General features: G+C 72.1%; 25 protein-coding genes. 17 read left to right on the forward strand and 8 right to left on the reverse strand.

Features of this window, described 5'->3' with window-relative positions; translation table 11 throughout:
* Window positions 1-933, reverse strand: a 933-nt coding sequence (locus F8A92_RS09210; protein ID WP_153504869.1) for a serine/threonine-protein kinase, incomplete at its 3' end; no start/stop codon positions are given.
* A 211-nt stretch (window positions 934-1,144) separates the two neighbouring features.
* Between F8A92_RS09210 and F8A92_RS09215 the strand changes: the two genes are divergently transcribed.
* Together F8A92_RS09215 and F8A92_RS09220 are read left to right on the forward strand one after the other, a co-directional pair.
* Window positions 1,145-2,452 carry an MATE family efflux transporter gene (locus tag F8A92_RS09215; RefSeq protein ID WP_153504870.1) on the forward strand — a complete coding sequence of 436 codons (1,308 nt, stop codon included), beginning with the start codon at window positions 1,145-1,147 and terminating at the stop codon, window positions 2,450-2,452.
* A 260-nt stretch (window positions 2,453-2,712) separates the two neighbouring features.
* Window positions 2,713-3,078, forward strand: a complete 366-nt coding sequence (locus F8A92_RS09220) for a 5-carboxymethyl-2-hydroxymuconate Delta-isomerase (protein WP_153504871.1) — start codon at window positions 2,713-2,715, stop codon at window positions 3,076-3,078.
* A gap of 137 nt (window positions 3,079-3,215) precedes the next feature.
* Here the strand turns inward: F8A92_RS09220 and F8A92_RS09225 are convergent, their stop codons facing one another.
* Together F8A92_RS09225 and F8A92_RS09230 are read right to left on the reverse strand one after the other, a co-directional pair.
* Entirely contained in the window at window positions 3,216-3,707 is a 492-nt protein-coding gene (locus F8A92_RS09225; RefSeq protein WP_153504872.1) for a dihydrofolate reductase, read from the reverse strand.
* The gene (locus tag F8A92_RS09230) at window positions 3,704-4,510 is read right to left on the reverse strand and encodes a thymidylate synthase (protein ID WP_153504873.1); all 807 of its coding nucleotides are present in this window, start codon (window positions 4,508-4,510) and stop codon (window positions 3,704-3,706) included. The genes F8A92_RS09225 and F8A92_RS09230 overlap by 4 nt, the downstream gene beginning before the upstream one ends.
* A 185-nt stretch (window positions 4,511-4,695) precedes the next feature.
* On the opposite strand from F8A92_RS09230, the gene F8A92_RS09235 reads away from it, so the two are divergent.
* Window positions 4,696-5,316, forward strand: coding sequence for a ClpP family protease (locus F8A92_RS09235; protein WP_153504874.1), 621 nt, complete (start codon window positions 4,696-4,698; stop codon window positions 5,314-5,316).
* Window positions 5,313-5,909 (forward strand): ClpP family protease, encoded by a 597-nt coding sequence (locus F8A92_RS09240; protein WP_153504875.1) that lies wholly within the window; start codon window positions 5,313-5,315, stop codon window positions 5,907-5,909. Before F8A92_RS09235 ends, F8A92_RS09240 begins: the two co-directional genes overlap by 4 nt.
* Before the next feature lies 1 nt (window position 5,910).
* Here F8A92_RS09240 and F8A92_RS09245 read toward each other — a convergent pair whose 3' ends face one another.
* Window positions 5,911-6,213 (reverse strand): helix-turn-helix domain-containing protein, encoded by a 303-nt coding sequence (locus F8A92_RS09245; RefSeq protein WP_153504876.1) that lies wholly within the window; start codon window positions 6,211-6,213, stop codon window positions 5,911-5,913.
* Window positions 6,214-6,329: 116 nt separating this feature from the next.
* Here F8A92_RS09245 and F8A92_RS09250 point away from each other — a divergent pair, with 116 nt between their 5' ends.
* From F8A92_RS09250 to dapB, 8 genes are all read left to right on the forward strand, one after another.
* Complete coding sequence (locus tag F8A92_RS09250; RefSeq protein WP_194291425.1) at window positions 6,330-7,301, forward strand: patatin-like phospholipase family protein; 972 nt, start codon at window positions 6,330-6,332, stop codon at window positions 7,299-7,301.
* Window positions 7,298-8,176 (forward strand): tRNA pseudouridine(55) synthase TruB, encoded by an 879-nt coding sequence (gene truB, locus F8A92_RS09255; protein WP_153504878.1) that lies wholly within the window; start codon window positions 7,298-7,300, stop codon window positions 8,174-8,176. Before F8A92_RS09250 ends, truB begins: the two co-directional genes overlap by 4 nt.
* 49 nt (window positions 8,177-8,225) lie before the next feature.
* Window positions 8,226-9,359, forward strand: coding sequence for a branched-chain amino acid aminotransferase (locus F8A92_RS09260; RefSeq protein ID WP_228389320.1), 1,134 nt, complete (start codon window positions 8,226-8,228; stop codon window positions 9,357-9,359).
* Window positions 9,360-9,364: 5 nt separating this feature from the next.
* Window positions 9,365-10,297 (forward strand): bifunctional riboflavin kinase/FAD synthetase, encoded by a 933-nt coding sequence (locus F8A92_RS09265; protein ID WP_153504879.1) that lies wholly within the window; start codon window positions 9,365-9,367, stop codon window positions 10,295-10,297.
* A 157-nt stretch (window positions 10,298-10,454) separates the two neighbouring features.
* Window positions 10,455-10,724, forward strand: coding sequence for a 30S ribosomal protein S15 (rpsO, locus tag F8A92_RS09270; RefSeq protein ID WP_153504880.1), 270 nt, complete (start codon window positions 10,455-10,457; stop codon window positions 10,722-10,724).
* 277 nt (window positions 10,725-11,001) lie between these two features.
* Window positions 11,002-13,236: a polyribonucleotide nucleotidyltransferase gene (locus tag F8A92_RS09275; RefSeq protein WP_153504881.1), complete on the forward strand. Its 2,235-nt coding sequence runs from the start codon at window positions 11,002-11,004 to the stop codon at window positions 13,234-13,236.
* Between the two features lie 10 nt (window positions 13,237-13,246).
* Entirely contained in the window at window positions 13,247-14,569 is a 1,323-nt protein-coding gene (locus F8A92_RS09280; RefSeq protein ID WP_153504882.1) for a M16 family metallopeptidase, read from the forward strand.
* Between the two features lie 28 nt (window positions 14,570-14,597).
* Window positions 14,598-15,338, forward strand: coding sequence for a 4-hydroxy-tetrahydrodipicolinate reductase (dapB, locus tag F8A92_RS09285; RefSeq protein ID WP_153504883.1), 741 nt, complete (start codon window positions 14,598-14,600; stop codon window positions 15,336-15,338).
* A 9-nt stretch (window positions 15,339-15,347) separates the two neighbouring features.
* Here the strand turns inward: dapB and F8A92_RS09290 are convergent, their stop codons facing one another.
* From F8A92_RS09290 to F8A92_RS09300, 3 genes are all read right to left on the reverse strand, one after another.
* Complete coding sequence (locus F8A92_RS09290; protein ID WP_153504884.1) at window positions 15,348-16,124, reverse strand: hypothetical protein; 777 nt, start codon at window positions 16,122-16,124, stop codon at window positions 15,348-15,350.
* A gap of 96 nt (window positions 16,125-16,220) precedes the next feature.
* A complete protein-coding gene (locus F8A92_RS09295; protein ID WP_153504885.1) occupies window positions 16,221-16,913 on the reverse strand; it encodes a lysophospholipid acyltransferase family protein in 693 nt (230 codons plus the stop codon).
* Complete coding sequence (locus F8A92_RS09300; RefSeq protein WP_153504886.1) at window positions 16,906-17,475, reverse strand: GNAT family N-acetyltransferase; 570 nt, start codon at window positions 17,473-17,475, stop codon at window positions 16,906-16,908. The genes F8A92_RS09295 and F8A92_RS09300 overlap by 8 nt, the downstream gene beginning before the upstream one ends.
* 82 nt (window positions 17,476-17,557) lie before the next feature.
* Here F8A92_RS09300 and F8A92_RS09305 point away from each other — a divergent pair, with 82 nt between their 5' ends.
* A complete protein-coding gene (locus F8A92_RS09305) occupies window positions 17,558-18,799 on the forward strand; it encodes a winged helix-turn-helix domain-containing protein (protein ID WP_153504887.1) in 1,242 nt (413 codons plus the stop codon).
* Here F8A92_RS09305 and F8A92_RS09310 read toward each other — a convergent pair.
* Window positions 18,796-20,496 carry a fumarate hydratase gene (locus F8A92_RS09310; protein WP_153504888.1) on the reverse strand — a complete coding sequence of 567 codons (1,701 nt, stop codon included), beginning with the start codon at window positions 20,494-20,496 and terminating at the stop codon, window positions 18,796-18,798. The two genes, F8A92_RS09305 and F8A92_RS09310, sit on opposite strands and share 4 nt — an antisense overlap.
* A 111-nt stretch (window positions 20,497-20,607) precedes the next feature.
* On the opposite strand from F8A92_RS09310, the gene thyX reads away from it, so the two are divergent.
* The 4 genes from thyX to F8A92_RS09330 are packed head-to-tail and all read left to right on the forward strand — an operon-like array spanning window position 20,608 to window position 24,616.
* Window positions 20,608-21,354 (forward strand): FAD-dependent thymidylate synthase, encoded by a 747-nt coding sequence (gene thyX, locus F8A92_RS09315; RefSeq protein WP_153504889.1) that lies wholly within the window; start codon window positions 20,608-20,610, stop codon window positions 21,352-21,354.
* 4 nt (window positions 21,355-21,358) lie between these two features.
* Window positions 21,359-22,000 (forward strand): TIGR03085 family metal-binding protein, encoded by a 642-nt coding sequence (locus tag F8A92_RS09320; protein WP_153504890.1) that lies wholly within the window; start codon window positions 21,359-21,361, stop codon window positions 21,998-22,000.
* A 19-nt stretch (window positions 22,001-22,019) separates the two neighbouring features.
* Window positions 22,020-22,934 (forward strand): 4-hydroxy-tetrahydrodipicolinate synthase, encoded by a 915-nt coding sequence (gene dapA / locus F8A92_RS09325; RefSeq protein ID WP_153504891.1) that lies wholly within the window; start codon window positions 22,020-22,022, stop codon window positions 22,932-22,934.
* Entirely contained in the window at window positions 22,931-24,616 is a 1,686-nt protein-coding gene (locus F8A92_RS09330; protein WP_153504892.1) for a ribonuclease J, read from the forward strand. Before dapA ends, F8A92_RS09330 begins: the two co-directional genes overlap by 4 nt.
* Window positions 24,617-24,648: the final 32 nt, after the last annotated feature.

Genomic DNA, 24,648 nt, shown 5'->3' on the forward strand with positions numbered 1-24,648 from the left:
CCCAGGGGGCGGCGCGGGCGCGGAGAGGGGGACCGGCGCCGGGCGCGATGGGACGGCGCCGCGAGGGGCCGGGGGACGGCGCGCGGTGGCCGTCGATCCGCCACCGGCGTACCGCTGGAACCGGTCCCTGATCTGCGCCGCGCTCGGGCGGTCGGCCGGGCGCACCGCGAGGCAGTCCTCGAGCAGCGGCCGCAGGTCGCCGTCCACACCGTCCAGGCGCAGCTCGCCGCGGCGGATCCGGTCGAGGACCACCTCGATCGGACCCCTCCCGGACGGCGCGGTGCCGGTCGCGGCGTATCCGAGGACCGCCGCCCACGCCCACCAGTCGGTCGCCGGCGTGGCCTGGTCGCCGTACACGACCTCCGGCGCCACGTATCCCGGCGTCCCGATGAACAACCCGGTCATCGTGAGTCGGACGTCGTCGGCGAGCCGCGCGATGCCGAAGTCGATCACCACGGGGCGGTACCCCTCGAGCAGGACGTTCCCGGGCTTGAGGTCGCGGTGCACCACGCCGACGGCGTGGATGGCGCGCAACGCGCTGATCAGCCCGCGCCCCAGCGTGACCAGCCCCTCGCGCCCGAGAGGCCCGACGTCCGCCACGTAGTCGTCGAGCTGCGGGCCGTCGACGAACTCGGTCACGATGTACGGGCGAGCCGCCTCGAGGTCGGCGTCGATCACGTCGGCGATGTTGCGGTCGCGCACCCGCCGCATGAGCTCCAGCTCGCGCCGCAGCCGGGCCCGGGCCTGCGGGTCGTCCGCGATGTGCTCACGCAGCACCTTCAGGGCGACCGGCCGCTCGTCGGCGTCCACCGCCAGGTACACCACGCCCATCCCGCCGGAGCCGGCCTCGCGGACGATCCGGTACGGGCCGACGTAGTCGTCGTCCCGGCGGGCGGTCGGCAGCCACAGGCCGGCGCGGTCCGAAGCGGTCATGCGCTCTACGGTACGTCGCGGCCCCCGCGAAGGCACCCGCACGCTGCCCGCCCGTTCTGCGGTGGAGTAGTGCCCGCTGCGCGCCGACTACCGTGCACTGATCCACCGCGGAACGGCGATCGCGGTGGGCGCCCGCCGAAACCGGCATCGACCTGCGGAGGCGGTACGGCCCGGCGTGCCGTTGCGCTCGCGGCGGTGCCAGACTGGGCGGATGCGACCAGCCGGCGGGACCGACGTGCGGCGGGTCGTGGGCCTCGCGCTGCCCGCGCTGGTGGTGCTCGCTGCCGAGCCGCTGTACGTGCTCGTCGACACCGCCGTGGTCGGCCACCTCGGTGCGCTGCCGCTGGCCTCGATGGCGATCGGCGGCACCGTCCTGGCCCAGGTCTCGGGCCAGCTGAACTTCCTGGCGTACGGGACGACGGCGCGCGCGGCGCGGCGGTACGGCGCGGGGGACCGCGCCGGTGCGGTGCGCGAGGGCGCCAACGCCACCGTGCTGGCCCTCGCGATCGGCGCGGTGATCGTGGCGCTGGTCGAGCTGCTGGCGTGGCCCGTCGCCGCGGTCATCGGCGGCACCGGCTCGCCGGCGCTGGCCGGCGCCGTGGAGTGGATGCGGATCGCGATCCTGGGCGCGCCCGGGATCCTGCTGTCGCTCGCGGGCAACGGCTGGATGCGCGGCATCCAGCGCACCCGGGAGCCGACGGCCTACGTCGTCATCGGGTTCGGGCTGTGCGCCGTGCTGCTGCCGGTGCTCGTGTACGGGCTCGGCTGGGGGCTGGCCGGCTCGGCGGTGGCGAACGTGATCGCGCAGTGGGTGACCGGCGGGCTGTTCCTGCGGGCGCTGCTGCGCGAGGGCGGCCGGCTGCGCGGCGACCGGGCCGTCATGCGCGGCCAGCTGTCGACCGGCCGCGACCTGGTGATCCGCACCCTGGCGCTGCAGGGCTCGTTCATCCTCGCCGCGGCGCTGTGCTCGCGGCTCGGGCCGGAGGTGCTCGGTGCCCATCAGATCGGCCTGCAGCTGTACATGCTGACCGCGCTCGCGCTGGACGCGGTGGCCATCGCCGCGCAGTCGCTGGTGGGGGAGGCGCTCGGGCGGGAGGACGCCGCGGCGGCGCGCCGGACCGCCGCGCTGTGTGCGCGGGTCGGGTTCGCCGCCGGTGCCGGCCTGGCGCTGGTCCTGCTGGCGGTGCGCCCGTGGGCGCCGCGGCTGTTCACCTCCGACGCCGCAGTCCTCGCCCAGGCGGAGGTGATGTGGTGGTGGCTGGCCGGGATGCAGGTCGTCTCCGGCGTGCTGTTCGCGCTCGACGGGGTGCTGATGGGCGCCAACGACGTGGCGGTGCTGCGCACGATCACGATCGTCGCGCACGCGCTGGTGTTCGCGCCGATCAGTGTCGTCGCCTATCTCGCCGGCTGGGGGATCGGCGGCATCTGGCTGGGGCTGGCGGCGGCCCTGGTCGTGCGGCTGGCGCTGGGCGGCCGGCGGGTGCGCGGCGACCGGTGGATGTCCGCGCGCGTCGCCTGAGCAGCGCGACGGATGCCCCGGACGCTAGGCCGCGCGGCGTCCGACGCCACCGTCCCGGGCGGTCGCGGCCCGGCTCCGGAAATCGTCGCCCAGGAGGCTCGCTGTCCACCCCGAACGCCCAACGCTCGTCACGGGCGACGTTCTCCGGGAAGCCCAGCGCCGGTGCCCGCCGGCGGCCGCGTCGAGCCGCCCGCGGCTTCGGCTTTGCCGCCCGTTGACCGGTTGAATAGGCTCATACGACGACGACTCAGGGAGGGGCCATGCCACACCTTCGGATCAACTACTCCTCGAACCTGCCGGGGTTCGACGCCGGGCGCGCGCTGGAGCAGGTCGCGCGGGCGATGGTCGACTCGGGGGAGTTCAAGGAGGAGACCATCAAGGCCCGGGCCTACCGCGCGGACGTCTTCCAGGTGGGCACGGCGCCGAAGGGCCGCGGCTTCGTGGACGCCGCGATCGAGGTGCTCCCCGGACGCTCGGACGACGTGAAGGCCGCCATCGCCCGGCTGGTCTGCGAGACGATCCGCGACAGCGGCCACTGGTCGGACGACGTCGACGTCCAGATCACCGCCGACGTCACCGAGCTCAACCCCAGCTACACGAAGCTGGTCGTCGGCCCCAACGCCTGATCACCCCGGGCCGGCCGGCCGCGTAGCCGCGCGCCGCACCTGCTCGCAACCCGAAGCGGGCTTCGTCGTCGAGAGCGGGGAAAATTCCCCGCTCTTGCCTCCGAAGCCCGCTTCGTCGTCGAGCCCGCGGCGGGGATTCACGCCCGGCGGTAGGTCAGGAAGCGGTAGCGCAGGCCGTCGTTGCTCGACTCGAGCCAGCCGTCGGCGGGGGCCGACTCGGTCAGCAGCCACTCGGCGCCGATCACCGGCGCCCGGGTGTCGCCGTCCACCTGGAGGTCGACCTCGGTGACCTCGAGGACGTCGGCGGCGGCGAGTGCCTCCGCGTAGACCCGCGCCCCGCCGATCACCCACGTCTCCTCGGACCCGTCCAGCGCCTCCGGCAGCGAGGCGCACACCCGAGCGCCGGGCGCGGCGTACGCGCGGTCGCTGGTGATCACCACGTTCTCGCGGCCCGGCAGCGGGCGGAACCGCTCCGGCAGCGACTCCCACGTCCGTCGTCCCATGACCACCCGCGCCGCACCGGTGACCTCGCGGAAGTGCCGCAGGTCCTCCGGGATCCGCCACGGGATGCCGTTGTCGCGCCCGATCACCCGGTCGTGCGCCTGCGCCCAGATCAGCCCGAGCCTCATACGGCCACCGGCGCCGCGATGCCGGGGTGCGGGTCGTAGCCGACGATCTCGATGTCGTCGTACTCGTAGTCGAAGATCGACGCCGCCTTGCGCAGCCTCAGCGTCGGGTACGGCCGCGGCTCGCGCGCCAGCTGCCGCCGCACCTGCTCGACGTGGTTGTCGTAGATGTGGCAGTCGCCGCCGGTCCACACGAAGTCGCCCACCTCGAGGTCGGCCTGCTGCGCGAGCATGTGGGTCAGCAGCGCGTACGACGCGATGTTGAACGGGACGCCGAGGAACAGGTCGGCCGAGCGCTGGTACAGCTGGCAGGACAGCCGGCCGTCGGCCACGTAGAACTGGAACAGCGCGTGGCACGGCGGCAGGGCCATCTGGTCGACCTCCGCCGGGTTCCAGGCGGTGACGACGTGCCGGCGCGAGTCCGGGTTGGCGCGCAGCTGCTCGACGAGCCGCTCGATCTGGTCGATGTGCCCGCCGTCGGGCGTCGGCCACGCGCGCCATTGGACGCCGTACACCGGGCCGAGGTCGCCGTTCTCGTCGGCCCACTCGTCCCAGATGCTCACCCCGCGCTCCTGCAGCCACCGGACGTTCGAGTCGCCGCGCAGGAACCACAGCAGCTCGAGGGCGACGGACCGGAAGTGCACCTTCTTGGTGGTCAGCAGCGGGAAGCCGGCCTGCAGGTCGTACCGCAGCTGGTGACCGAAGATCGACCGGGTGCCGGTCCCCGTGCGGTCCGCCTTGGGCGTACCGGTCTCGAGCACGAGGCGCAGCAGGTCTTCGTACGGCGTGGGGATCTGCGAAGGCATGCCCCCAGGGTAGTGCGCCGGTGCCGGACCGCCGGGGGCCGTCACCCACGCGGCGGCCCGTACTCCACACGGCCCCACCGACCGCGGGCACCGCACCCGGGGGCTGCGCGCCACGCTGCTGTGGGCAGCGCTGCCCACGGCAGCACGGCGAGCCGGCGCCACCCCGCCGGGCGGACAGTGGCCCCATGACTGACGACACCCGGCGCCCGGGAGCGGCGCTCGACGACGTGCTCTACCGATCCCTGTTCGAGAGGCGGACGCTCGTGCTCGGCGAGCCGCTCGAGGACTGGAACAGCAACCGCATCTGCCATGGTCTGCTGCTGCTCGCGCTCGACGACTCGGACGCCGACATCCGGCTGCTGATCAGCTCTCCGGGCGGCTCGGTCCCCGGCATGCTGGCGATCCGCGACTGCATGCGCGCCATCCCGAACGACGTCGTCACGGTCAACATCGGTATGGCCTACAGCGCCGGGCAGTTCCTGCTGAGCTCGGGCACCCGCGGCAAGCGTTTCGCGATGCCGCACGCCAAGGTGCTGCTGCACCAGGGATCCGCCGGCATCGGCGGGACGGCGATGGACATCGCGATCCAGGCGGGTGATCTGCGCAGCACTCGTGACGTCGTGCTGAGCCTGGTCGCCGAGGACACCGGCCAGGACGTCGCCACCATCGAGCGCGACTCCCGGCGCGATCGGTGGTTCACCGCGCAGGAGGCGAAGGCCTACGGTTTCGTCGACCACGTCGTCGGTGACATCGACGACGTGCTGCCGATCCGGCGGCACCCGGTGGGATGGGGCGCCCGCTCGTGAGCAGCTACGCGATCCCGTACGTGACCACGCGCACCAGCGGTGGCGAGCGCACCGTCGACATCTACAGCCGGCTGCTGTCCGACCGGATCGTCTACCTCGGGACGGCGATCGACGACGGCGTGGCGAACGCGATCATCGCGCAGCTGATCCACCTCGAGTCCGAGAGCCCGGAGCAGCCCGTCGACCTCTACATCAACTCGCCCGGCGGCTCGATCCCAGCGATGCTGGCAATCTACGATGCCATGCAGTACATCCGCCCAGAGGTGCACACGACCTGCGTCGGGCAGGCCGCGTCGACGGCCGCCGTCCTGCTGTCCGGTGGCGAGCAGGGCCGCCGCGCGATCCTGCCGCACGGGCGTGTGGTGATCCACGCCCCGGCCGCGGAGGGCAGGGGAGCGATCCCCGACCTGATCCTCGAGGCGGAGGAGGTCGAGCGGGTCCGCACGATGCTCGAGGAGATCCTGGCGCGGCACACGGGCAAGACGGCGAGGCGCATCCGGGAGGACACCGAGCGCGACCTGATCCTGTCGGCCGACGCGGCGGCGGAGTACGGCGTCGTGGACGCCGTGGTCCGCGTCCGGGAAGCGGGCTGACCTACGCGGCCAGGCAGACCGGACCGGAGAGCCGGTCGGCGACCCGCGACGCGACGTCGGCCATCCGCAGTCCCAGCGCGCCCCCGACGGCCGACAGCACCTCGGAGGAGGCGTCCTTGCGGCCGCGTTCGATCTCGGAGAGGTACTGCGGGGCGATGCCGGCACGTCGAGCGACGTCCACGATGCGCTGACCGCGCTCCCGGCGCTCCTCGCGCAGCACCTCGCCCGCGGCCTCCCGCCAGAGCGGCTCGGGCGCCGGCGCCGACGGCCGGTCGGGGCGGGGGAGCGGAACGACGTTCGTCATGGCTCGAGCATAGGTCCGCACGTCCGGTGGTTCACCGGATGCGGTGGGATGTACCCCGCTGGGCGGACGTTAGCGGGGCACATCCCACCGCGAGACGCACCTGCCAGAATCGGGGCATGCCGGCCAAACCACTGAAGCTCCGCAAGGACCTCGACGTCCTCGACGTGCTGCTGGCTCGCCGCGACGCCGGCACGCGGGCCGGGGAGCACGACGACGGGCACAAGGTGGCCGTCGTCGTCGGCGGCGGCGGGATGCGCGGCGGCTCCACCGGCGGCATGGTGCTGGCGCTCGAGGAAGCCGGCCTCAGCGACTGCTTCGACGTCGCCTACGGCTCGTCGTCGGGGGCGTTCATCGCCGCCGCCATGATCCACCGACGTGGCTCGGCCGCGAGCAAGGTCTTCATGGACGACATGTCGTCGCCGGAGTTCATCGACCTCAAGCGGCTGTGGAAGCGCTCCCCGGTCATGTCCCTCGACCACCTGCTCGACGAGATCCTGACGCACAGCAAGCCGATCGACTGGGACGCCGCGCTCGCGCACCCGGTCCCGCTGCACGTGGTGGTCACCGACGCCGAGACCCTCCAACCGGTCGACCTCGGCGTGCTGAGCACGCGGGAGCGCTGGCGGCAGGCGTTCCGCGCGACGTCGGCGGTTCCCGGGTTCGCCGGAGGCGCGATCGAGATCGACGGCCGGCCGTACATCGACGGCTCGGTGTCGGAGCCGCTGCCGGCCATGCGGGCGGTCCGCGACGGCGCGACCCACGTGCTCGCGCTGATCGCGTGGAGCGAGGAGCGGCTGCTCGCACGCAAGCGCTCGTTCTACTCGCTCTGCGAGCGGCGCGCGCTGAACCAGGTCGTCCGCGGCCTCGGGGGGATGGCGCAGGGGCGGCTGCACTACGCGCGCGAGCTGACCGCGCTGCGTACTGTGGCGGCGCGGGTCTATGCGATGGCGAACCCCGTGTCGACCGGGGTGAAGAGCCTGACCCGCGACCTGCCGAAGCTCGAGCGCGATGCGGCGCTCGGGTACGTCACGGCGCAGGCCGCGCTGTACCGGTCGATCACCGACGACCACGAGCGGAGGACACCATGACGCGTGCCGTGACCAGCGGGCTGATCGTCGTCGACAAGCCCGCCGGAATCACCTCCCACGACGTCGTCGCCCGGATGCGCAAGATCGTCGGTACCCGCAAGATCGGGCACGCCGGCACGCTGGATCCCATGGCCACCGGGATCCTGGTGCTCGGCGTCGAGCGCGCCACCAAGCTGCTGGGCTACCTCATGGGGCACGACAAGACCTACCGCGCGACCGTGCGGCTGGGCGAGAGCACCACGACCGACGACCGCGAGGGCGAGACCGTCGAGCGGCACGGCGCCGCCGGGTTGGGCGAGCAGCAGATCCGGGACGCCTTCGCCACCCAGGTCGGCCGGATCGCGCAGGTCCCGTCGGCGGTCTCCGCGATCAAGGTCGCCGGCCGGCGGGCCTACGACCTGGTGCGCGAGGGCGAGGAGGTCGCGCTCGCACCGCGCGAGGTGACGGTGCACTCCATCGACATCGATCGAATCAGCCTCGGAGAGCTCGCCGACGTGGACGTCGTCGTGCACTGCAGCTCCGGGACCTACATCCGGGCGATCGCCCGGGACGTCGGTGCGCTGCTCGGCGTCGGCGGCCACCTCACCGCCCTGCGGCGGACCGCCAGCGGGGACGTCGACGAGTCGGTCGCGCTGACCCTGGAGCAGATCGCGGACCTGGACGACCCGGTCGCCGTACCGCTCGACGACGCCGTGCGACGCACCTTCCGCACCCGCGCGCTCACCGCCGACGAGGCCCGCGAGCTCAGCTTCGGACGGCGCATCTCCCCGGCGGGCGCGCAGAACGACGTGGTCGGCGCGCTCGACCCCGACGGCCACGCGATCGCGCTGGTCGACGGCAGCGGCAAGCCGCGAGTGGTCTTCGCCCCCGCCTGACCTAGGATCGTGAGTTGTCCAGCCCGCACCCGCCTTGGAAGGTTGCCCCTTGAGTACCGCGACGGCGTCCCTGCCCACCCAGCTCGCTGACGGGCTCCCGCTGCGTGTCGTACCCAACGCCAACCCCCGTCCGGCCGCCGAGCGCGAGGCGATCCTCGCCGACCCCGGCTTCGGGCAGCAGTTCACCGACCACATGGTGATCGTCCGGTGGTCGGCCGACCGCGGCTGGCACGACGCCACCCTGCAGGCCTATCAGCCGTTCTCGCTCGACCCGGCGGCCGCCGTCCTGCACTACGCGCAGGAGATCTTCGAGGGCCTCAAGGCCTACCAGCGCTCCGACGGCACGATCGCGTCGTTCCGCCCGGAGGCCAACGCCGAGCGCTTCGTGACCAGCGCGCGCCGGCTGGCGATGCCGGAGCTGCCGCCCGAGGCCTTCGTGGCCGCCTGTGACGCGCTCGTCCTCGCCGACCGTGCGTGGATCCCGACCGGCGGCGAGATGAGCCTGTACCTGCGGCCCTTCATGATCGCCACCGAGCCGTTCCTCGGCGTGCGCCCGAGCAAGGAGTACGTGTTCTGCGTGATCGCGTCCCCGGCGGCCGGCTACTTCGGCGGGACCGTCAAGGGCGTCAGCGTGTACGCCAGCGAGGACTACGTGCGGGCCGTCCCCGGCGGCACCGGGGAGGCCAAGTGCGGCGGCAACTACGCCGCCTCGCTGCTCGCCCAGGCGCAGGCCGCCGACGAGGGCTGCGACCAGGTGGTCTGGCTGGACGGCGTCGAGCGCAAGTACGTCGAGGAGATGGGTGGCATGAACCTGTTCTTCGTGTACGGCGCCGACCCCGACGCGGTCGAGATCGTGACGCCGGACCTGAGCGGGTCGCTGCTGCCGGGCATCACCCGCCGCTCGCTCATCGAGGCGGCCGGCGACCTCGGCATCGCCGCGAGCGAACGGCGCATCTCGCTGGAGCAGTGGCGCGCCGACGTCGCGAGCGGAGCGATCACCGAGACGTTCGCCTGCGGCACCGCCGCGGTCATCACGCCGGTGTACACCTGCAAGGCCCGCACCGGCGACTTCGAGGTCGGGTCCGAGCCGGGGCCGGTCACCATGCGGCTGCGCGAGCACCTGCTCGGCGTCCAGCACGGCACCATCGAGGACACCCACCACTGGATCCACACGATCGGATAACCGCGATGCTGCGCTGGAGACGAGCCGACAACGCACCTGCCGACTGGGGCCGTTGCGTGATGTCCATCGGGCAGTACGACGGCGTCCACCTGGGCCATCAGGCGCTCATCGCCGAGACCGTGCGGCGGGCCCAGGAGGCCGGGCTGCCCTCGCTGGTGATGACCTTCGACCCGCATCCGCGGGAGGTGCTCAAGCCCGGCTCGCACCCGCCGATCCTTACGCCGCTGCGGCGCAAGGCCGAGCTCATCGAGCAGTGCGGCGTCGACGCGCTCTGCGTCGTGCCGTTCACCCAGTCCTTCGCGAAGCTCAGCCCCCGGGAGTTCGTGCACGAGGTCGTGGTGGCGCACCTGCATCCCGAGCAGATCATCGTCGGCGACAACTTCACCTTCGGCCACAAGGCCGCCGGCACGGTCGAGACGCTGACCGAGCTCGGCCGGACGTTCGGCTTCGAGGTCGAGTCGCTCGGGCTGGTCAACGAGGGCAGCCACGAGATCTCCTCGACCTACATCCGGTCCTGCGTCGACGCCGGCGACATGCGCAAGGCGGCGGCGGCGCTCGGGCGGCCGCACCGCATCGAGGGCCTCGTCGTCCGCGGCGACATGCGCGGCCGCGGGCTCGGCTACCCGACCGCGAACCTGCGCCCCCCGATGTACTCCGCGATCCCGGCGGACGGCGTGTACGCCGGGTGGATGACGGTGCGCGACCAGCCGCGGGCCGCGGCCATCTCCGTGGGCACCAACCCCACCTACTCCGGGACCGAACGGCGGGTCGAGTCGTTCCTGCTGGACTTCGAGGGCGACCTGTACGGCGAGCAGGTGCAGATCGACTTCATCGACCGGATCCGGACGATGCAGCGCTTCGACTCCTCCGAGGCGCTGGTGGAGGCGATCGCCGACGACGTCGCCGCGACACGGCGGATCCTCGACGCCGCCGGCTGAGCCCGTGGGGACCGTCACCGGTTCCGGGCGGCCTCCGCGGCCTGCTGCCGCGTGCACGCTGATATGCTGGTCGACGGCCCATCAGCGGCCACGCGTGACTGTCACATTCTCCCGTGGGTAAGACCGGGGGGCGCGCGCGATCTACCGAGGAGAGAACATGGCTCTGTCGAGCGAGAAGAAGTCCGAGATCATCAACGACAACAAGACCAGCGAGTCCGACACCGGTTCGCCTCAGGTGCAGATCGCGATGCTGACTGATCGCATCAAGTCGCTGACCGAGCACCTCAAGACCCACAAGCACGACCACCACAGCCGTCGTGGCCTGCTGCTCATGGTCGGCCGGCGCCGTCGCCTGCTGAACTACCTGGCCAAGAGCGACCTCGACGCGTACCGCGCGCTGCTGGCGAAGCTCGGCCTGCGCCGCTAGTCGTCGATCGAGGGAGTGGTCCGCCGGATCACTCCCTCTTCGGTTCCGAGAAGGTCGCTGCCTTCGCGGACACACCTGAATAACGCGCCGTGGGATACGCTCACGGCACACCCTGCGCTCGCGCCGGCGATGAGCCTGCTCGCTGACGCTGGCCCTCGGTGGTGGTCACCGGATCTGCCTGAGCAGCCGCCGTTGACTTCGATCGAAGACCGGCTCAGCCACCCTTACCAGCAGCCTCTCGATGCGTTGGCGTGCGCGCCACACAGAAAGAGGACACATGTCTGAGACCCCATTCGAGGAGAACGAGGCCCGCGAGGCGATCGCCACGATCGACAACGGCTCGTTCGGCAAGCGCGAGATCCGCTTCGAGACCGGCCGCCTGGCCCGTCAGGCCGGTGGCTCCGCCGTCGTCTACCTGGACGATGAGACCATGCTCATGTCGGCGACCACCGCCCAGAAGCAGCCCCGCGACTTCATCGACTTCTTCCCGCTGACCGTCGACGTCGAGGAGCGGATGTACGCCGCGGGCCGGATCCCCGGCTCGTTCTTCCGCCGCGAGGGCCGCCCGTCCGAGGGCGCGATCCTCACCTGCCGGCTGATCGACCGTCCGCTGCGCCCGACGTTCGTCAAGGGCCTGCGCAACGAGGTCCAGGTCGTCGTGACCGTCATGGCGCTCGACCCGAACGAGGCGTACGACGTCGTCGCCATCAACGCCGCGTCGATGTCCACCCAGCTCGCCGGGCTGCCGTTCTCCGGTCCGATCGGCGGTGTGCGTGTCGCGCTCATCGACCAGCAGTGGGTCGCGTTCCCGACCGTCGAGCAGTCCGCCCGCTCGGTCTTCGACATGGTCGTCGCCGGCCGCGTCGTCGAGGCCGACGGCAAGCCGGACGTCGCCATCATGATGGTCGAGGCGGAGGCCACCGCGGCCACCATCGAGCTCGTCAAGGGCGGTGCCACGGCGCCGACCGAGGAGGTCGTCGCGCAAGGCCTCGAGGCCGCCAAGCCGGCCATCGCCGAGCTGTGCCGCGCGCAGAAGGAGCTCGCCGCGGTCGCCGGCAAGGAGACCGCCGAGTACCCGGTGTTCGTCGAATACCAGGACGACGTCTTCTCCGCCGTGTCGGCGAAGGTCGAGGCTGACCTCGCGCAGGCGCTCACCATCGCCGGCAAGCAGGAGCGCGAGGCGCGCCTCGACGAGATCAAGGACCGCGCGAAGGCCGAGCTCGCCGAGCAGTTCGAAGGTCGCTCCGGCGAGATCTCGGCGTCGGTGCGCGCGCTCACCAAGAAGCTGGTGCGTCAGCGGGTGCTCAGCGAGGGCCGCCGCATCGACGGCCGCGGGCTCACCGACATCCGGTCGCTGTCCGCCGAGGTCGCCGTCGTGCCGCGCGTGCACGGCTCGGCGCTGTTCGAGCGCGGGGAGACCCAGATCCTGGGCATCACCACCCTCGACATGCTGGCCATGGAGCAGAAGCTCGACACGCTCTCGCCCGAGACCTCCAAGCGCTACATGCACAACTACAACTTCCCGCCGTACTCCACCGGGGAGACCGGTCGCGTGGGCTCGCCCAAGCGCCGCGAGATCGGCCACGGCGCGCTCGCCGAGCGCGCCCTGCTGCCGGTGCTGCCCAACCGCGAGGAGTTCCCGTACGCGATCCGTCAGGTCTCCGAGGCGCTCAGCTCGAACGGCTCGACCTCGATGGGCTCGGTCTGCGCCTCCACGATGTCGCTGCTGAACGCCGGTGTGCCGCTGAAGGCGCCGGTCGCCGGCATCGCCATGGGCCTGATCTCGGACGTCGTCGACGGCAAGGCGTCGTACGCCGCGCTGACCGACATCCTCGGCGCCGAGGACGCCTTCGGCGACATGGACTTCAAGGTCGCCGGCACCCGCGAGTTCGTCACCGCGATCCAGCTCGACACTAAGCTGGACGGGATCCCGTCCGAGGTGCTCGCCGCCGCGCTGTCGCAGGCCCGCGAGGCGCGGCTGCACATCCTGGACGTGATGGGCGAGGCCATCGACGGCCCCGACGAGATGAGCAAGTACGCCCCGCGCGTCACCTCGCTGAAGATCCCGGTCGACAAGATCGGCGCGGTCATCGGCCCCAAGGGCCAGATGATCAACGCGATCCAGGACGAGACCGGCGCCAAGATCACCATCGAGGACGACGGCACGATCTACGTCGGTGCCGACAACGGCGAGTCGGCTCAGGAGGCGATCGACCGCATCAACGCGATCGCCAACCCGCAGCTGCCCAAGGTCGGCGAGCGCTTCCTCGGCACGGTCGTGAAGACCGCCGCCTTCGGCGCGTTCGTCTCGCTGCTGCCGGGCCGCGACGGCCTGGTGCACATCTCCAAGCTGGGCAACGGCAAGCGGATCGGCAAGGTGGAGGACGTCGTCAACGTCGGCGACAAGCTCCAGGTCGAGATCGTCGACATCGACCAGCGCGGCAAGATCAGCCTCGTCCCGGTCAAGAACGACGAGGCCTCGGCCGAGCCGGCCGCCGCGGCAGCCGAGTAGCCACCGGCTCTTGCCCGGCACCAGTCGCGCGTCGACGCGTACTGTCTACAGCTCGCCGGAAGGCGGTTCGGTTCGCCGGACCGTCCTTCCCGGCGGGCTGCGCGTCGTTACGGAGAACGTCCCCGGGGCGCTGTCGGCGTCCTTCGGCATCTGGGTCGGCGCGGGCTCGGTCGACGAGACGCCGGGGGAGGCCGGCGCCGCGCATTACCTGGAGCACCTGCTGTTCAAGGGCACCGCGCGGCGCAGCGCGATGGAGATCTCGTCCGCGATCGACTCGGTCGGCGGCGAGATGAACGCGTTCACCGCCAAGGACCACACCTGCTACTACGCCACGGTCCTGGCCAGCGACCTGCCGCTGGCGATCGACGTGGTCACCGACGTCGTCCTCGGAGCCACCATGCGCACCGAGGACATCGACATCGAGCGCCAGGTCGTGCTCGAGGAGCTGGCGATGCGCGACGACGACCCGGGCGACCTGGTCCACGACGTGTTCGCGCAGGGCATGTTCGGCAACCGGCCGATCGGGCGGCCGATCATCGGCGAGCCGGACAACATCCGCGCGATCGGCCGGCGGCAGATCGCCTCGCTCTACCGCAAGCACTACCGGCCGGAGAACATGGTCGTCGCGGTCGCGGGGAAGGTGGAGCACGGCGACGTCGTCAAGCGGGTCCGCAAGGCGTTCGCCGACGTGCTGGGCGACGCGCTCCCGCGTGCGGTGCGGCGCGCCGACCGCCAGCCGATCGCCCGGCCGAGCACGCCGGTGACCGTCGTGCACCGCCGCAGCGAGCAGGCGCACCTGGTGTACGGCGTTCCCGGCCTGGACCGGTTCGACGAGCGTCGGTTCGCCCTCGGCGTGCTGGAGACCGCGCTGGGCGGCGGCATGAGCTCACGGCTTTTCCAGGAGATCCGCGAGCGCCGCGCGCTGGCGTACTCGGTGTACTCCTTCTCGTCGATGTTCGCCGGAGACGGCGTCTTCGGGGTGTACGCCGGAACCGCGCCCGGCAACGCGAAGAAGGTGCTCGCGCTGGTGCAGGACACGTTCGGCGCCGTCGCGCGGTCGGGGCTGAGCGCCGACGAGATCGAGCGCGCCAAGGGCCAGATGCGCGGCAGCCTCGTCCTCGGCTTCGAGGACAGCGGGTCGCGGATGAGCCGGATCGGGCGCAGCGAGCTGGTCTTCGGCGACCACCGCGACGTGCCCTGGCTGCTGGAGCAGATCGCCTCGGTCACCACCGAGGACGTCGCGGCCGTCGCCGCCGAGGTGCTGAGCCGCCCGGCCGCGCTGGCCGTCGTGGGCCCGTTCCGCCGCGGCAGCTTCGATACCGTGATGTCGTAGACCCCGCCCAGGGGCAGGAGAGGACAGCATGCGCGTAGGAGTGATCGGTGCCGCCGGCAAGGTCGGCGAGCAGATCTGCATCGGCGTCGAGGAGGCCGACGACCTCGACCTGGTCGCCCGGATCGACCAGGACGACTCCCTCGAGGACCTGGTGGCGGCGAAGGCCGAGGCGATCGTCGACTTCACCCATCCCGACGCGGTGATGGGCACCCTCGAGTTCTGCATCGACGCGGGCATCCACTGCGTGGTCGGCACCACCGGCTTCACCGACGAGCGGCTGCAGACCGTCCGCCGGTGGGTCGAGGCCCGGCCCCAGGTCGGCGTGCTCGTCGCCCCGAACTTCGCCATCGGGGCGGTGCTGATGATGCACTTCTCCAGGCTCGCGGCGAAGTACTACGAGACGGCCGAGGTCGTCGAGCTGCATCACCCCACCAAGGCCGACGCGCCGTCCGGCACCGCCGCGCGCACCGCGGCGCTGATCGCCGAGGCCCGCCGGGAGGCAGGCCTCGGCGCGATGCCGGACGCCACCTCGACCGGGCTCGACGGCGCCCGCGGCGCGGACGTCGACGGTGTGCGGGTGCACTCGGTCCGGATGCGCGGCATGGTGGCCCACCAGGAGGTCATCTTCGGCACCCAGGGCGAGGTGCTGACCATCCGCCACGACTCGATGGACCGGACGTCGTTCGTCCCCGGCGTGCTGCTCGGCGTCCGCCAGGTGGCCGGTCGCCCGGGGCTGACGGTCGGCATCGAGCAGTACATGGGCCTGTAGCCGGCCGGTCTAGCCGAGCAGCGGCTCGGCCTTCTGGTAGGCCTTCTCGGCGAGGTCCTTCAGGGACGCCTCGTCGATCGCGCCGCCGATCTGCGTCGCGACGAGGGTGCTGTCGCCGCCGGTGATGTAGACCGACCCCGTCGTCTGGGACGGCTGCCCGGCGGCGCTCATGTCGATCGTGCTGAGGACGGCGGTGCTGGAGTCGCCGAGGTCGACCTTCACCGGTGTCATGGTCATCTTGACCGGCATGCCCTGGATCGTCATGGTCATCGAGGAGCAGCTCGCCGACGTCTTCTCCATGTCGGTGACCGACGGGACGACGGACGCCTTGCCGATCATCTCGGTCACCACGCTCTTGTCGCTGCCGGCGAGCATCGTGAGGGCGACCGAGTCGGGGTTGTCGAGGTAGGCGGTGCTGGAGGACATCACGTCGGTGACGGCGCTCTTGCACGCGGCCGGCTCGACCTGGACCTGGTCCATCATCGCCGCGAGACCGCCGGCGGAGGCCTGCTGCAGCGCCGCGGAGATCTGCTCCTGCGGGAGGGCGGTGTAGCCGGGCAGCTCGGCCCCGCTCAGCAGCGCGCCGTTGGCGGCGGTCTTGTCGAACGTGGCGGCGCCGGACGACGCGGCCGAGGTCTGCGAGCCTCCGGACGTCGTGTCGGCCGGCTGCGCCGCGGCGCTGCTCTCGGCACCGCCGTCGGAGTCGCCCGCGCCACAGCCGGTCAGCGCGACTGCGCTGCCGGCGGCGGCGCGCACGAAGGGGCTGGAGATCAGGCGGACGGTCACGGGGGATCCTCTCGTCGGGGCTTGTTCGTCGGGCGCATTCCCGCGCGCCCTTAGGAGGGACGCGCGCGGCCGCTCAGCGGACCAGTGACCTGCGCCTCATCCCGTCGTTCCGTGCGGGCCGGGGGAGAACCGGTCGACGTACTCCTGGCCGGTGAGCCGCTGGATCGCGGTCATGATGTCGATCGTCATGTCGCGGCTGCGGACCGCCATCGGTCCCGAGCGGTACTGTCCGGGACGCAGCAGAGGACCGAAGGTGACGACGACCTTCGCCGGCCGCGGCAGCCGGGAGCCCGGAGCCAGCAGCCGGTCCGAGCCGACGATGCCGCAGGGCAGCACCGGCGCCCCGGTGACCAGCGACAGCCGCGCCACGCCGGTGCGGCCCCGGTACAGGCGGCCGTCCGGCGACCTCGTGCCCTCCGGGTGCATCGCGAACGCGCGGCCGTCCTCCAGCGCCTGCTGGGCGGCGTCCAGCGACAGCAGCGCCGCACGCCCCTTCGCGCGATCCACCGGGATCGTGCCGAGCCGCTCCATGAAGCCGGCCGTGAGCCGGCCCTTGAGGCCCTCGCCGGTGAAGTACTCGGCCTTGGCCAGGAACGTGGTGGGGCGGTCCATCGCCAGCGGCACGATCACGGCGTCCATCGAGGACAGGTGGTTCGCCGCGACGATGACCGCGCCCTCCCGCGGCACGTTCTCGCGGCCCTCGACGCGCATCCGCGACAGCGCCCGGAAGGCCGGCCCCACCGCGACCGTGCGGAGGAACCAGTCGGTGCGCAGGTGCTTGTCAGGCATCGGTCCCCGCCTCACGCGCCAGATGGCTGATGTCGGTGTGCATGCGGTACTGGGGAATCTCCCGGTCGCCGGCGTCGAGGGTACGGCGCCAGCCGTCTCGCTCCCAGCCGGCCGAGCGCAGGAAGTCCTCGGTCGCCTTGTCGCCGCCGAGCACCCAGCAGATCATCCGGCCCGCGGACGCCGCCCGGGCCGTGTCGACCGCGGCCGACAGCAGCCGCGCCCCGTGGCCGCGCCGTCCCCACCGCGGCTCGACGAGCAGCGACACGATCTCCACGGCGTCCTCCGCCTCGGCCTCGTCGGTGGCCGCCGGGGCGAGCGCGACGAACCCGACGACCGTGGTGTCGGTGCGGGACGCCTCGAGCGCGATCAGCACCCGGTGCCCGGCGCCGGGAGGGCTGGTGACGGCGTCCCGCCAGGCCTCGGACGCCGCTTGCGGGGTCATCGCCTCCAGGGCGTCGGCCGGCAGCTGACGGGCGTACGCCTGGCGCCAGGTCGCCGACTGGATGCGACCGATCGCGTCGGTGTCGGTCGGCTGCGCGTCTCTGACGAATCCTTCGGCCACCCGTTCACCTTAGTGGCCGGTCGCGCACCGCGAGGCAGCCGCCAGCCGGCCGTGTCGGAGCGGTGCCCTAGGTTGGGCGGGGATGAGAGAGCTCAGCATCGCCGCGGCCCGGCGCATCGCCCTGGCCGCGCAGGGCTTCGCCGACCGGGCGCCCGCCGGTCCGCCGACCGCGCGGCACCTCCAGCGCGTCTACGACCGCACCGGCGTGGTGCAGATCGACTCGGTCAACGTGCTGACCCGGGCCCACTACCTGCCGGCGTACTCGCGCCTGGGGCCGTACGAGCGGGCGGCCTTCGACCGGCTGGAGCATCCGCGCCGCCGCGTGTTCGAGTACTGGGCGCACATGGCCTCGCTGTCGCCGGTCGAGCACCATCCGCTGCTGCGCTGGCGGATGGCGGACGCGCGCGGGCGCACCTGGGAGCTCATCGACCGCGTCGTGCGGGCCAACCCCGGCTACGTCGACGACGTCCGCGCGCTCGTGCGCGAGCGCGGCCCGGTGACCAGCTCGCAGGTCGACCCCGAGCGCACCGGCAGGGTGCGCGGCGAGATGTGGTCGTGGCACGACGCGAAGGCCGCCGTCGAGTGGCTGTTCCGCACCGGAGAGCTGGCGTCCATCCGCCGCAACGCCCAGTTCGAGCGGGTCTTCGACCTGACCGAGCGCGTCATCCCGCCCGCAGTGCTCGCCGCCCCGACGCCCTCGCGCGACGACGCGCAGCGGGCGCTGCTGGCCGTCGCCGCCCGCGCGCACGGCGTCGCCACCGCCGCGCACCTGCGCGACTACTTCCGCCTCCGCGGGCCGCAGACCGCCGTGCTGCTGCGCGAGCTCGTCGAGGAGGGCCTGCTGGAGCCGGTGACGGTGCGCGGGCTGCGCGGCACCTGGTACCTGCACCGTGACGCCCGGCTGCCGCGACGCGTGCCGCACGCCGCGCTGCTGTCGCCCTTCGACCCGCTCGTGTGGGAGCGCGACCGCACCGAGCGGCTGTGGGACTGCCACTACCGGATCGAGATCTACACGCCCGCGCACAAGCGCGTGCACGGCTACTACGTGCTGCTGTACCTGCTCGACGAGCGGATCGCGGCGCGGGTCGACCTCAAGGCCGACCGCGGCGCCGGCGTCCTGCTGGTGCAGGCCGCGCACCACGAGGCGGGCTCCGGCCTGCAGCCGGGCTACGTGGCCGACCGGCTGCGCGCCGAGCTCGGCCGCATGGCCGGCTGGCTCGCGCTCGAGCGGGTCAGCGTGGTCGGCAAGGGCGACCTCGCGGACCCGCTCGCGAGCGCCGCGCCGGGCACGGACGACCTCGCTGGCGACGGGACCGGCGGCTAGAGACCGGGGCGCTTCTGGATGGTCAGCGCGACCGGCTTGGTGACCGAGGCGAAGAAGTCGTTGCCCTTGTCGTCGACGACGATGAACGCGGGGAAGTCCTCGACCTCGATCCGCCAGATCGCCTCCATGCCGAGCTCGGGGTACTCCAGCACCTCCACCGACTTGATGCAGTCCTGCGCCAGGCGCGCGGCCGGTCCGCCGATCGAGCCGAGGTAGAAGCCGCCGTGCCGGTCGCAGGCGTCGGTGACCTGCTGCGAGCGGTTGCCCTTGGCCAGCATCACCATCGAGCCGCCGGCGGCCTGGAATTGGTCGACGTACGAGTCCATCCGGCCGGCGGTCGTCGGCCCGAACGACCCCGAGGCCATGCCGGCCGGCGTCTTCGCCGGGCCCGCGTAGTAGACGGGGTGGTCCTTCAGGTACTGCGGCATCGCCTCGCCGGCGTCCAGCCGCTCCTTGATCTTCGCGTGCGCGATGTCGCGGGCCACCACCAGCGTGCCGGTCAGCGAGAGCCGGGTCTTCACGGGATGCTTCGACAGCTCGGCGCGGATCTCGTCCATCGGCCGCGACAGGTCGATCTTCACCACGACGTTCTTGCCGGTCGACTGCAGGCCCGTGGTCTCCTCGTCGAGGTCGGCCGGGACCGTCTCGGGCAGGAACCGGGCGGGGTCGGTCTCGAGCTGCTCGATGAACACGCCTTCGGGGGTGATCTTGCCGAGGCACTGCCGGTCGGCCGAGCAGGAGACCGCGATCGCGACGGGCAGCGACGCGCCGTGCCGGGGCAGGCGCACCACCCGGACGTCGTGGCAGAAGTACTTCCCGCCGAACTGGGCGCCGATGCCGGTCTGCCGGGTCAGCTCGAGCACCTGCTCCTCCAGCTCGAGGTCGCGGAAGCCGTGGGCGGTGGGGGAGCCGGACGTCGGGAGCGCGTCGAGGTACTTGGCCGACGCGTACTTCGCCGTCTTCAGCGCCAGCTCGGCCGATGTGCCGCCGATGACGATCGCGAGGTGATAGGGCGGGCAGGCGGCGGTGCCCAGCGAGCGGATCTTCTCGTCGAGGAAGCGCAGCATCGCGTCGGGGTTCAGGATGGCCTTCGTCTCCTGGAACAGGTACGACTTGTTGGCCGAGCCGCCGCCCTTGGCCATGAACAGGAACTTGTAGCCGGTCTCGTGCCCCGGGAGGGTGTCGGCGTACAGCTCGATCTGCGCCGGCAGGTTGGAGCCGGTGTTCTTCTCCTCCCACATCGTCAGGGGAGCCATCTGCGAGTACCGCAGGTTCAGCTGCGTGTACGCGTCGTACACGCCCTTGCTCAGCGCGCGCTCGTCGGTGCCCTCGGTGAGCACCTGCTGGCCGCGCTTGCCCATGATGATCGCGGTTCCGGTGTCCTGGCACATGGGCAGCACGCCGCCGGCGGCGATGTTGGCGTTCTTCAGCAGGTCCAGGGCGACGAACTTGTCGTTGTTGCTCGCCTCGGGATCGTCCAGGATGTTGCGCAGCTGCTGCAGGTGCGCCGGGCGCAGGTAGTGCGCGATGTCGTGCATCGCGGTGCGCGAGAGCAGCTCGAGGGCCGACGGGTCCACCTCCAGGAACGTGCGGCCACCGGGGCCCTCGACCGTGCGCACGCCGTCGGTGCCCAGCAGGCGATAGGGGGTGGGATCCGTGCCGATCGGCAGCATGTCCTCGTATGCGAAGTCGGTCATCGACGCTCCTGGTTCGGTGATGCGGGCCGCGATCCTCGTGGGCACCGTCTGACATCTTCGCACCGCGAGCCGGAGGTTCCCCGGCGGACCCAGGCGGTAGGTTGGTGCACCATGAGCGATCAGACCACCCTGCGTGTCGACGTCATCGCTACCACCCGATTCAGCGCGCCCGCCGACGTGCCGTGGAGCACCGACGCGGACGGCGGCCAGGCGCTGGCCGAGTTCGCCGGCCGGGCGTGCTACCGGTCGTGGGACAAGCCCAAGGCGGCGACCGCGACGAACGCCGGCTACCTGCGGCACGTCATCGAGGTCGGGCACCTGTCCGTGCTCGAGCACGCGCAGGTGACGCTGTACATCCGCGGGGTCTCCCGCTCGGTCACCCACGAGCTGATCCGGCACCGCCACCTGTCCTACAGCCAGCTCTCGCAGCGCCACGTCATCGACGACCCGGCCTTCGTCGTCCCGCAGCCGGTCAACGGCGACGACGAGCTGGGCGGGCTGTTCGAGCGGGCCGCCGCGACCGCGCGGGCGGCGTACGACGAGCTGATCGAGGGGATCGGGCAGCGGCTCGCCGGCTCGGAGGGCGCGACCCGCAGCAAGCGCGCCCGGCAGGCGGCGCAGGCGCTGCTGCCGGCGGCGCGGGCGACCGAGATCGTGGTCACCGGCAACCTCCGGGCCTGGCGGCAGCTGATCGCGACCCACGGCTCGGACCACGCGGACGACGAGCTGCGCGAGCTCGCCGTCGCCTGCCTGCAGCGGCTGCGGGAGGTCGAGCCGAACGCGTTCGCCGACTTCCTGCTGACCGACCTGCCGGACGGCCGGCGCATCGCCTCGAGCGCTCTCGTGACGGAAGGATGAGCTGATGGCAGCCAACATCGCGCAGGCCGAGCGCCGCGCGCTCTGCGACCTCTTCGACGAGCTGGGACCCGACGCGCCCACCCTCTGCGAGGGCTGGGCGACCCGCGACCTCGCGGCGCACCTCGCCGTGCGCGAGGGTCGACCCGACGCCGCACCCGGCGTGCTGATCCCGGCGTTCGCCGGGTACACGCAGAAGGTGCGCGAGCAGCTGGCCGCCCTCCCGTGGCCGGTCCTGGTCGAGCGGATCCGCACCGGACCGCCGGCGCTGTCGGTGTTCCGGCTGCCCGGCCTCGACGCGAAGGCCAACCTCGGCGAGTTCTTCATCCACCACGAGGACGTGCGCCGGGCCCAGCCGGGGTGGGCGCCGCGGGACGCCGACGGCGAGCGGTACCGTGCGCTGGAGGGATCGCTGATGAGGATCGGCCGGTTCCTGCTGCGCAAGTCGCCGGTGACCGTCCGTCTCGACCCGGGCACCGGCCAGCCGTTCGTGGCGCGCGCGAGCAGGAACAAGGGCGGCGTCACGGTCGTCGGCACCCCCGACGAGCTCGCGCTGTGGTGCTACGGCCGCGAGGACGTCGCGCGCGTCGAGCTCATCGGCGACGAGGCGGACATCGAAGCGCTGCTGGGCAGCGCCCGAGGATTCTAGAGAACGGTAGATTTGAGCAATGACCCAAGCCAGTGACTCTCGCGCGCCCATCGGGCGCGTGCTGACCGCGATGGTCACGCCGATGACCGAGGACGGCGCGATCGACCACGACGGACTGGCCGCCCTCGCCGTACGCCTCGTCGACGACGGGCACGACGGGCTGGTCGTCTCCGGCACGACCGGCGAGTCGCCGACCACCACCGACGCGGAGAAGTCGACGATCCTGCGCACCGTGGTCGAGGCCGTGGGCGAGCGGGCGTGCATCGTGGCGGGCGTCGGCACGTACGCGACCGCGCACACCGTCGAGCTCGCGCGCGCCGCCGAGCAGGCCGGCGCCGACGCGCTGCTGGTCGTGACGCCGTACTACAGCAAGCCCACCCAGGCCGGTCTCGTCGCACACTTCACCGCGGTGGCCGACGCCACCGGGCTGCCCAACGTCCTCTACGACATCCCCGGGCGCTCGGGCATTCCGATCGAGACCCCGACCCTGCAGCGGCTCGCCGAGCACGAGCGGATCGTGGGCGTCAAGGACGCCAAGGGCGACCTGTCGGCCGGGCTCGAGGTCATCGCGACGACCGACCTCGCCTACTACTCCGGCGACGACCCGCTGAACCTGGCCTGGATGGCCAGTGGCGCGGTCGGCGTGATCAGCGTCGTCGGGCACGCGTTCGGCCGGGAGTACCTCGACATGCTGGACGCCGTCGAGCGCGGCGACCTCGCCGAGGCGCGGCAGATCCACGTCGACCTGATCCCCGCCGTCCGCACGATCATGAGCCGGTCCTCGCAGGGCGCCATCCGCGCCAAGGCCGTCAGCCAGCTGCTCGGCGTGATCGGCTCGCGGCAGACCCGGCTGCCGTTGCTGCCGGCCTCCGACGAGGAGGTCGGGCAGCTACGCGACATGCTCGTGGCGGCCGGCAAGGAGGTCAGCCGATGACCCGAGCACCCGGCACCCTGGCGGCGCTGCCGAAGCTGCCGAAGGACGGCCTGCGGATCGTCCCGCTCGGCGGCCTCGGCGAGATCGGCCGCAACATGGCGATCCTCGAGTACGCCGGCCGGCTGCTGGTCATCGACTGCGGCGTGCTGTTCCCCGAGAGCGACCAGCCGGGCGTCGACCTGATCCTGCCGGACTGGTCGGCCTACGAGGACCGCCTCGACGACATCGAGGCGATCGTCCTCACGCACGGTCACGAGGACCACATCGGCGGCGTGCCGTTCCTGCTGCGCGAGCGCCGCGACATCCCGATCGTCGGGTCCAAGCTGACCAACGCCTTCGTCGCCGCCAAGCTGCGCGAGCACCGCATCAAGCCCACCCTCAAAGACGTGCGCGAGGGGCAACGGGTCACCTACGGGCCGTTCGACCTCGAGTTCTTCGCCGTCAACCACTCCATCCCGGACGCGATGGCCGTCGCCGTCCGCACCGGCGCGGGCGTCGTCCTGCACACCGGCGACTTCAAGATGGACCAGGTGCCGCTGGACGGCCGCATCACCGACCTGGCCGGGTTCGCGCGGCTGGGCTTCGAGGGCATCGACCTGCTCATGAGCGACTCCACCAACGCGGAGGTGCCCGGGTTCGTCACCCCCGAGGAGAAGCTCGGCCCGGTCATCGAGTCGGTCATCCGGGAGGCGCAGCAGCGCATCATCGTGGCGTCGTTCGCCTCCCACGTGCACCGCATCCAGCAGGTGATCGACGCCGCGCACAAGAACGGCCGCAAGATCTCGTTCGTCGGCCGCTCGATGGTGCGCAACATGGGTGTGGCGAGCGACCTGGGCTACCTGAACATCCCCGCGGGGCTCACCGTCTCGATCGACCAGGCCGCGCGCATGCATCCTTCCCAGGTGGTGATCATCTCGACGGGGTCCCAGGGCGAGCCGCTGTCCGCGCTGTCGCGGATGGCGACCGGGAACCACCGGCACATCACCGTCGCCGAGGGCGACACCGTGCTGCTGGCCTCCTCGCTCGTCCCGGGCAACGAGACCGCCGTCAACAAGGTGATCAACGCCCTCGCCGAGCTGGGCGCCAACGTCATCAGCAAGGACAACGCGCTGGTGCACGTCTCCGGCCACGCCGCCGCGGGCGAGCTGCTCTACCTGCTGAACACGACACGACCGAGCAACCTGATGCCCGTGCACGGCGAGTGGCGGCACCTGCGCGCGCACGCCGCGCTGGCGCGCAAGACCGGACTCGGCGACGAGCACATCCTCCTGACCTCCGACGGCGACGTGGTCGACCTCGTCGAGGGCCGCGCCTCGATCGTCGGGCACGTCGACTGCGGCATGGTGTACGTCGACGGCAACAGCGCCGGCGTCGACGAGAACACCTTGAAGGACCGGCTGATCCTCGGCGAGGAGGGCTTCCTGGCCTGCACCGTCGTCGTGTCGACCTCCTCGCGGATGGTGGTGCGCAAGGCCCACGCGTTGGCCAGAGGGTTCGCCGACAACCCAGAGATCGTGGCCGCCGTCGAGCCGCTGGTCGACGCCGAGATCTCCCGGATGCTCGACGACGGCGTCACCGACGTCCACAAGCTGGCCCAGGCGATGCGCCGCACCCTCGGGCGCTGGGTCAGCGACACCCATCGGCGGCGCCCGATGATCCTGCCCAACGTCATCGACCTGTAGCGGGCCGGCGGCACGGCCGGTCCGCGATGAGT

The sequence above is a fragment of the Cumulibacter manganitolerans genome (assembly GCF_009602465.1).
In the GTDB taxonomy this organism is placed as follows: domain Bacteria; phylum Actinomycetota; class Actinomycetes; order Mycobacteriales; family Antricoccaceae; genus Cumulibacter; species Cumulibacter manganitolerans.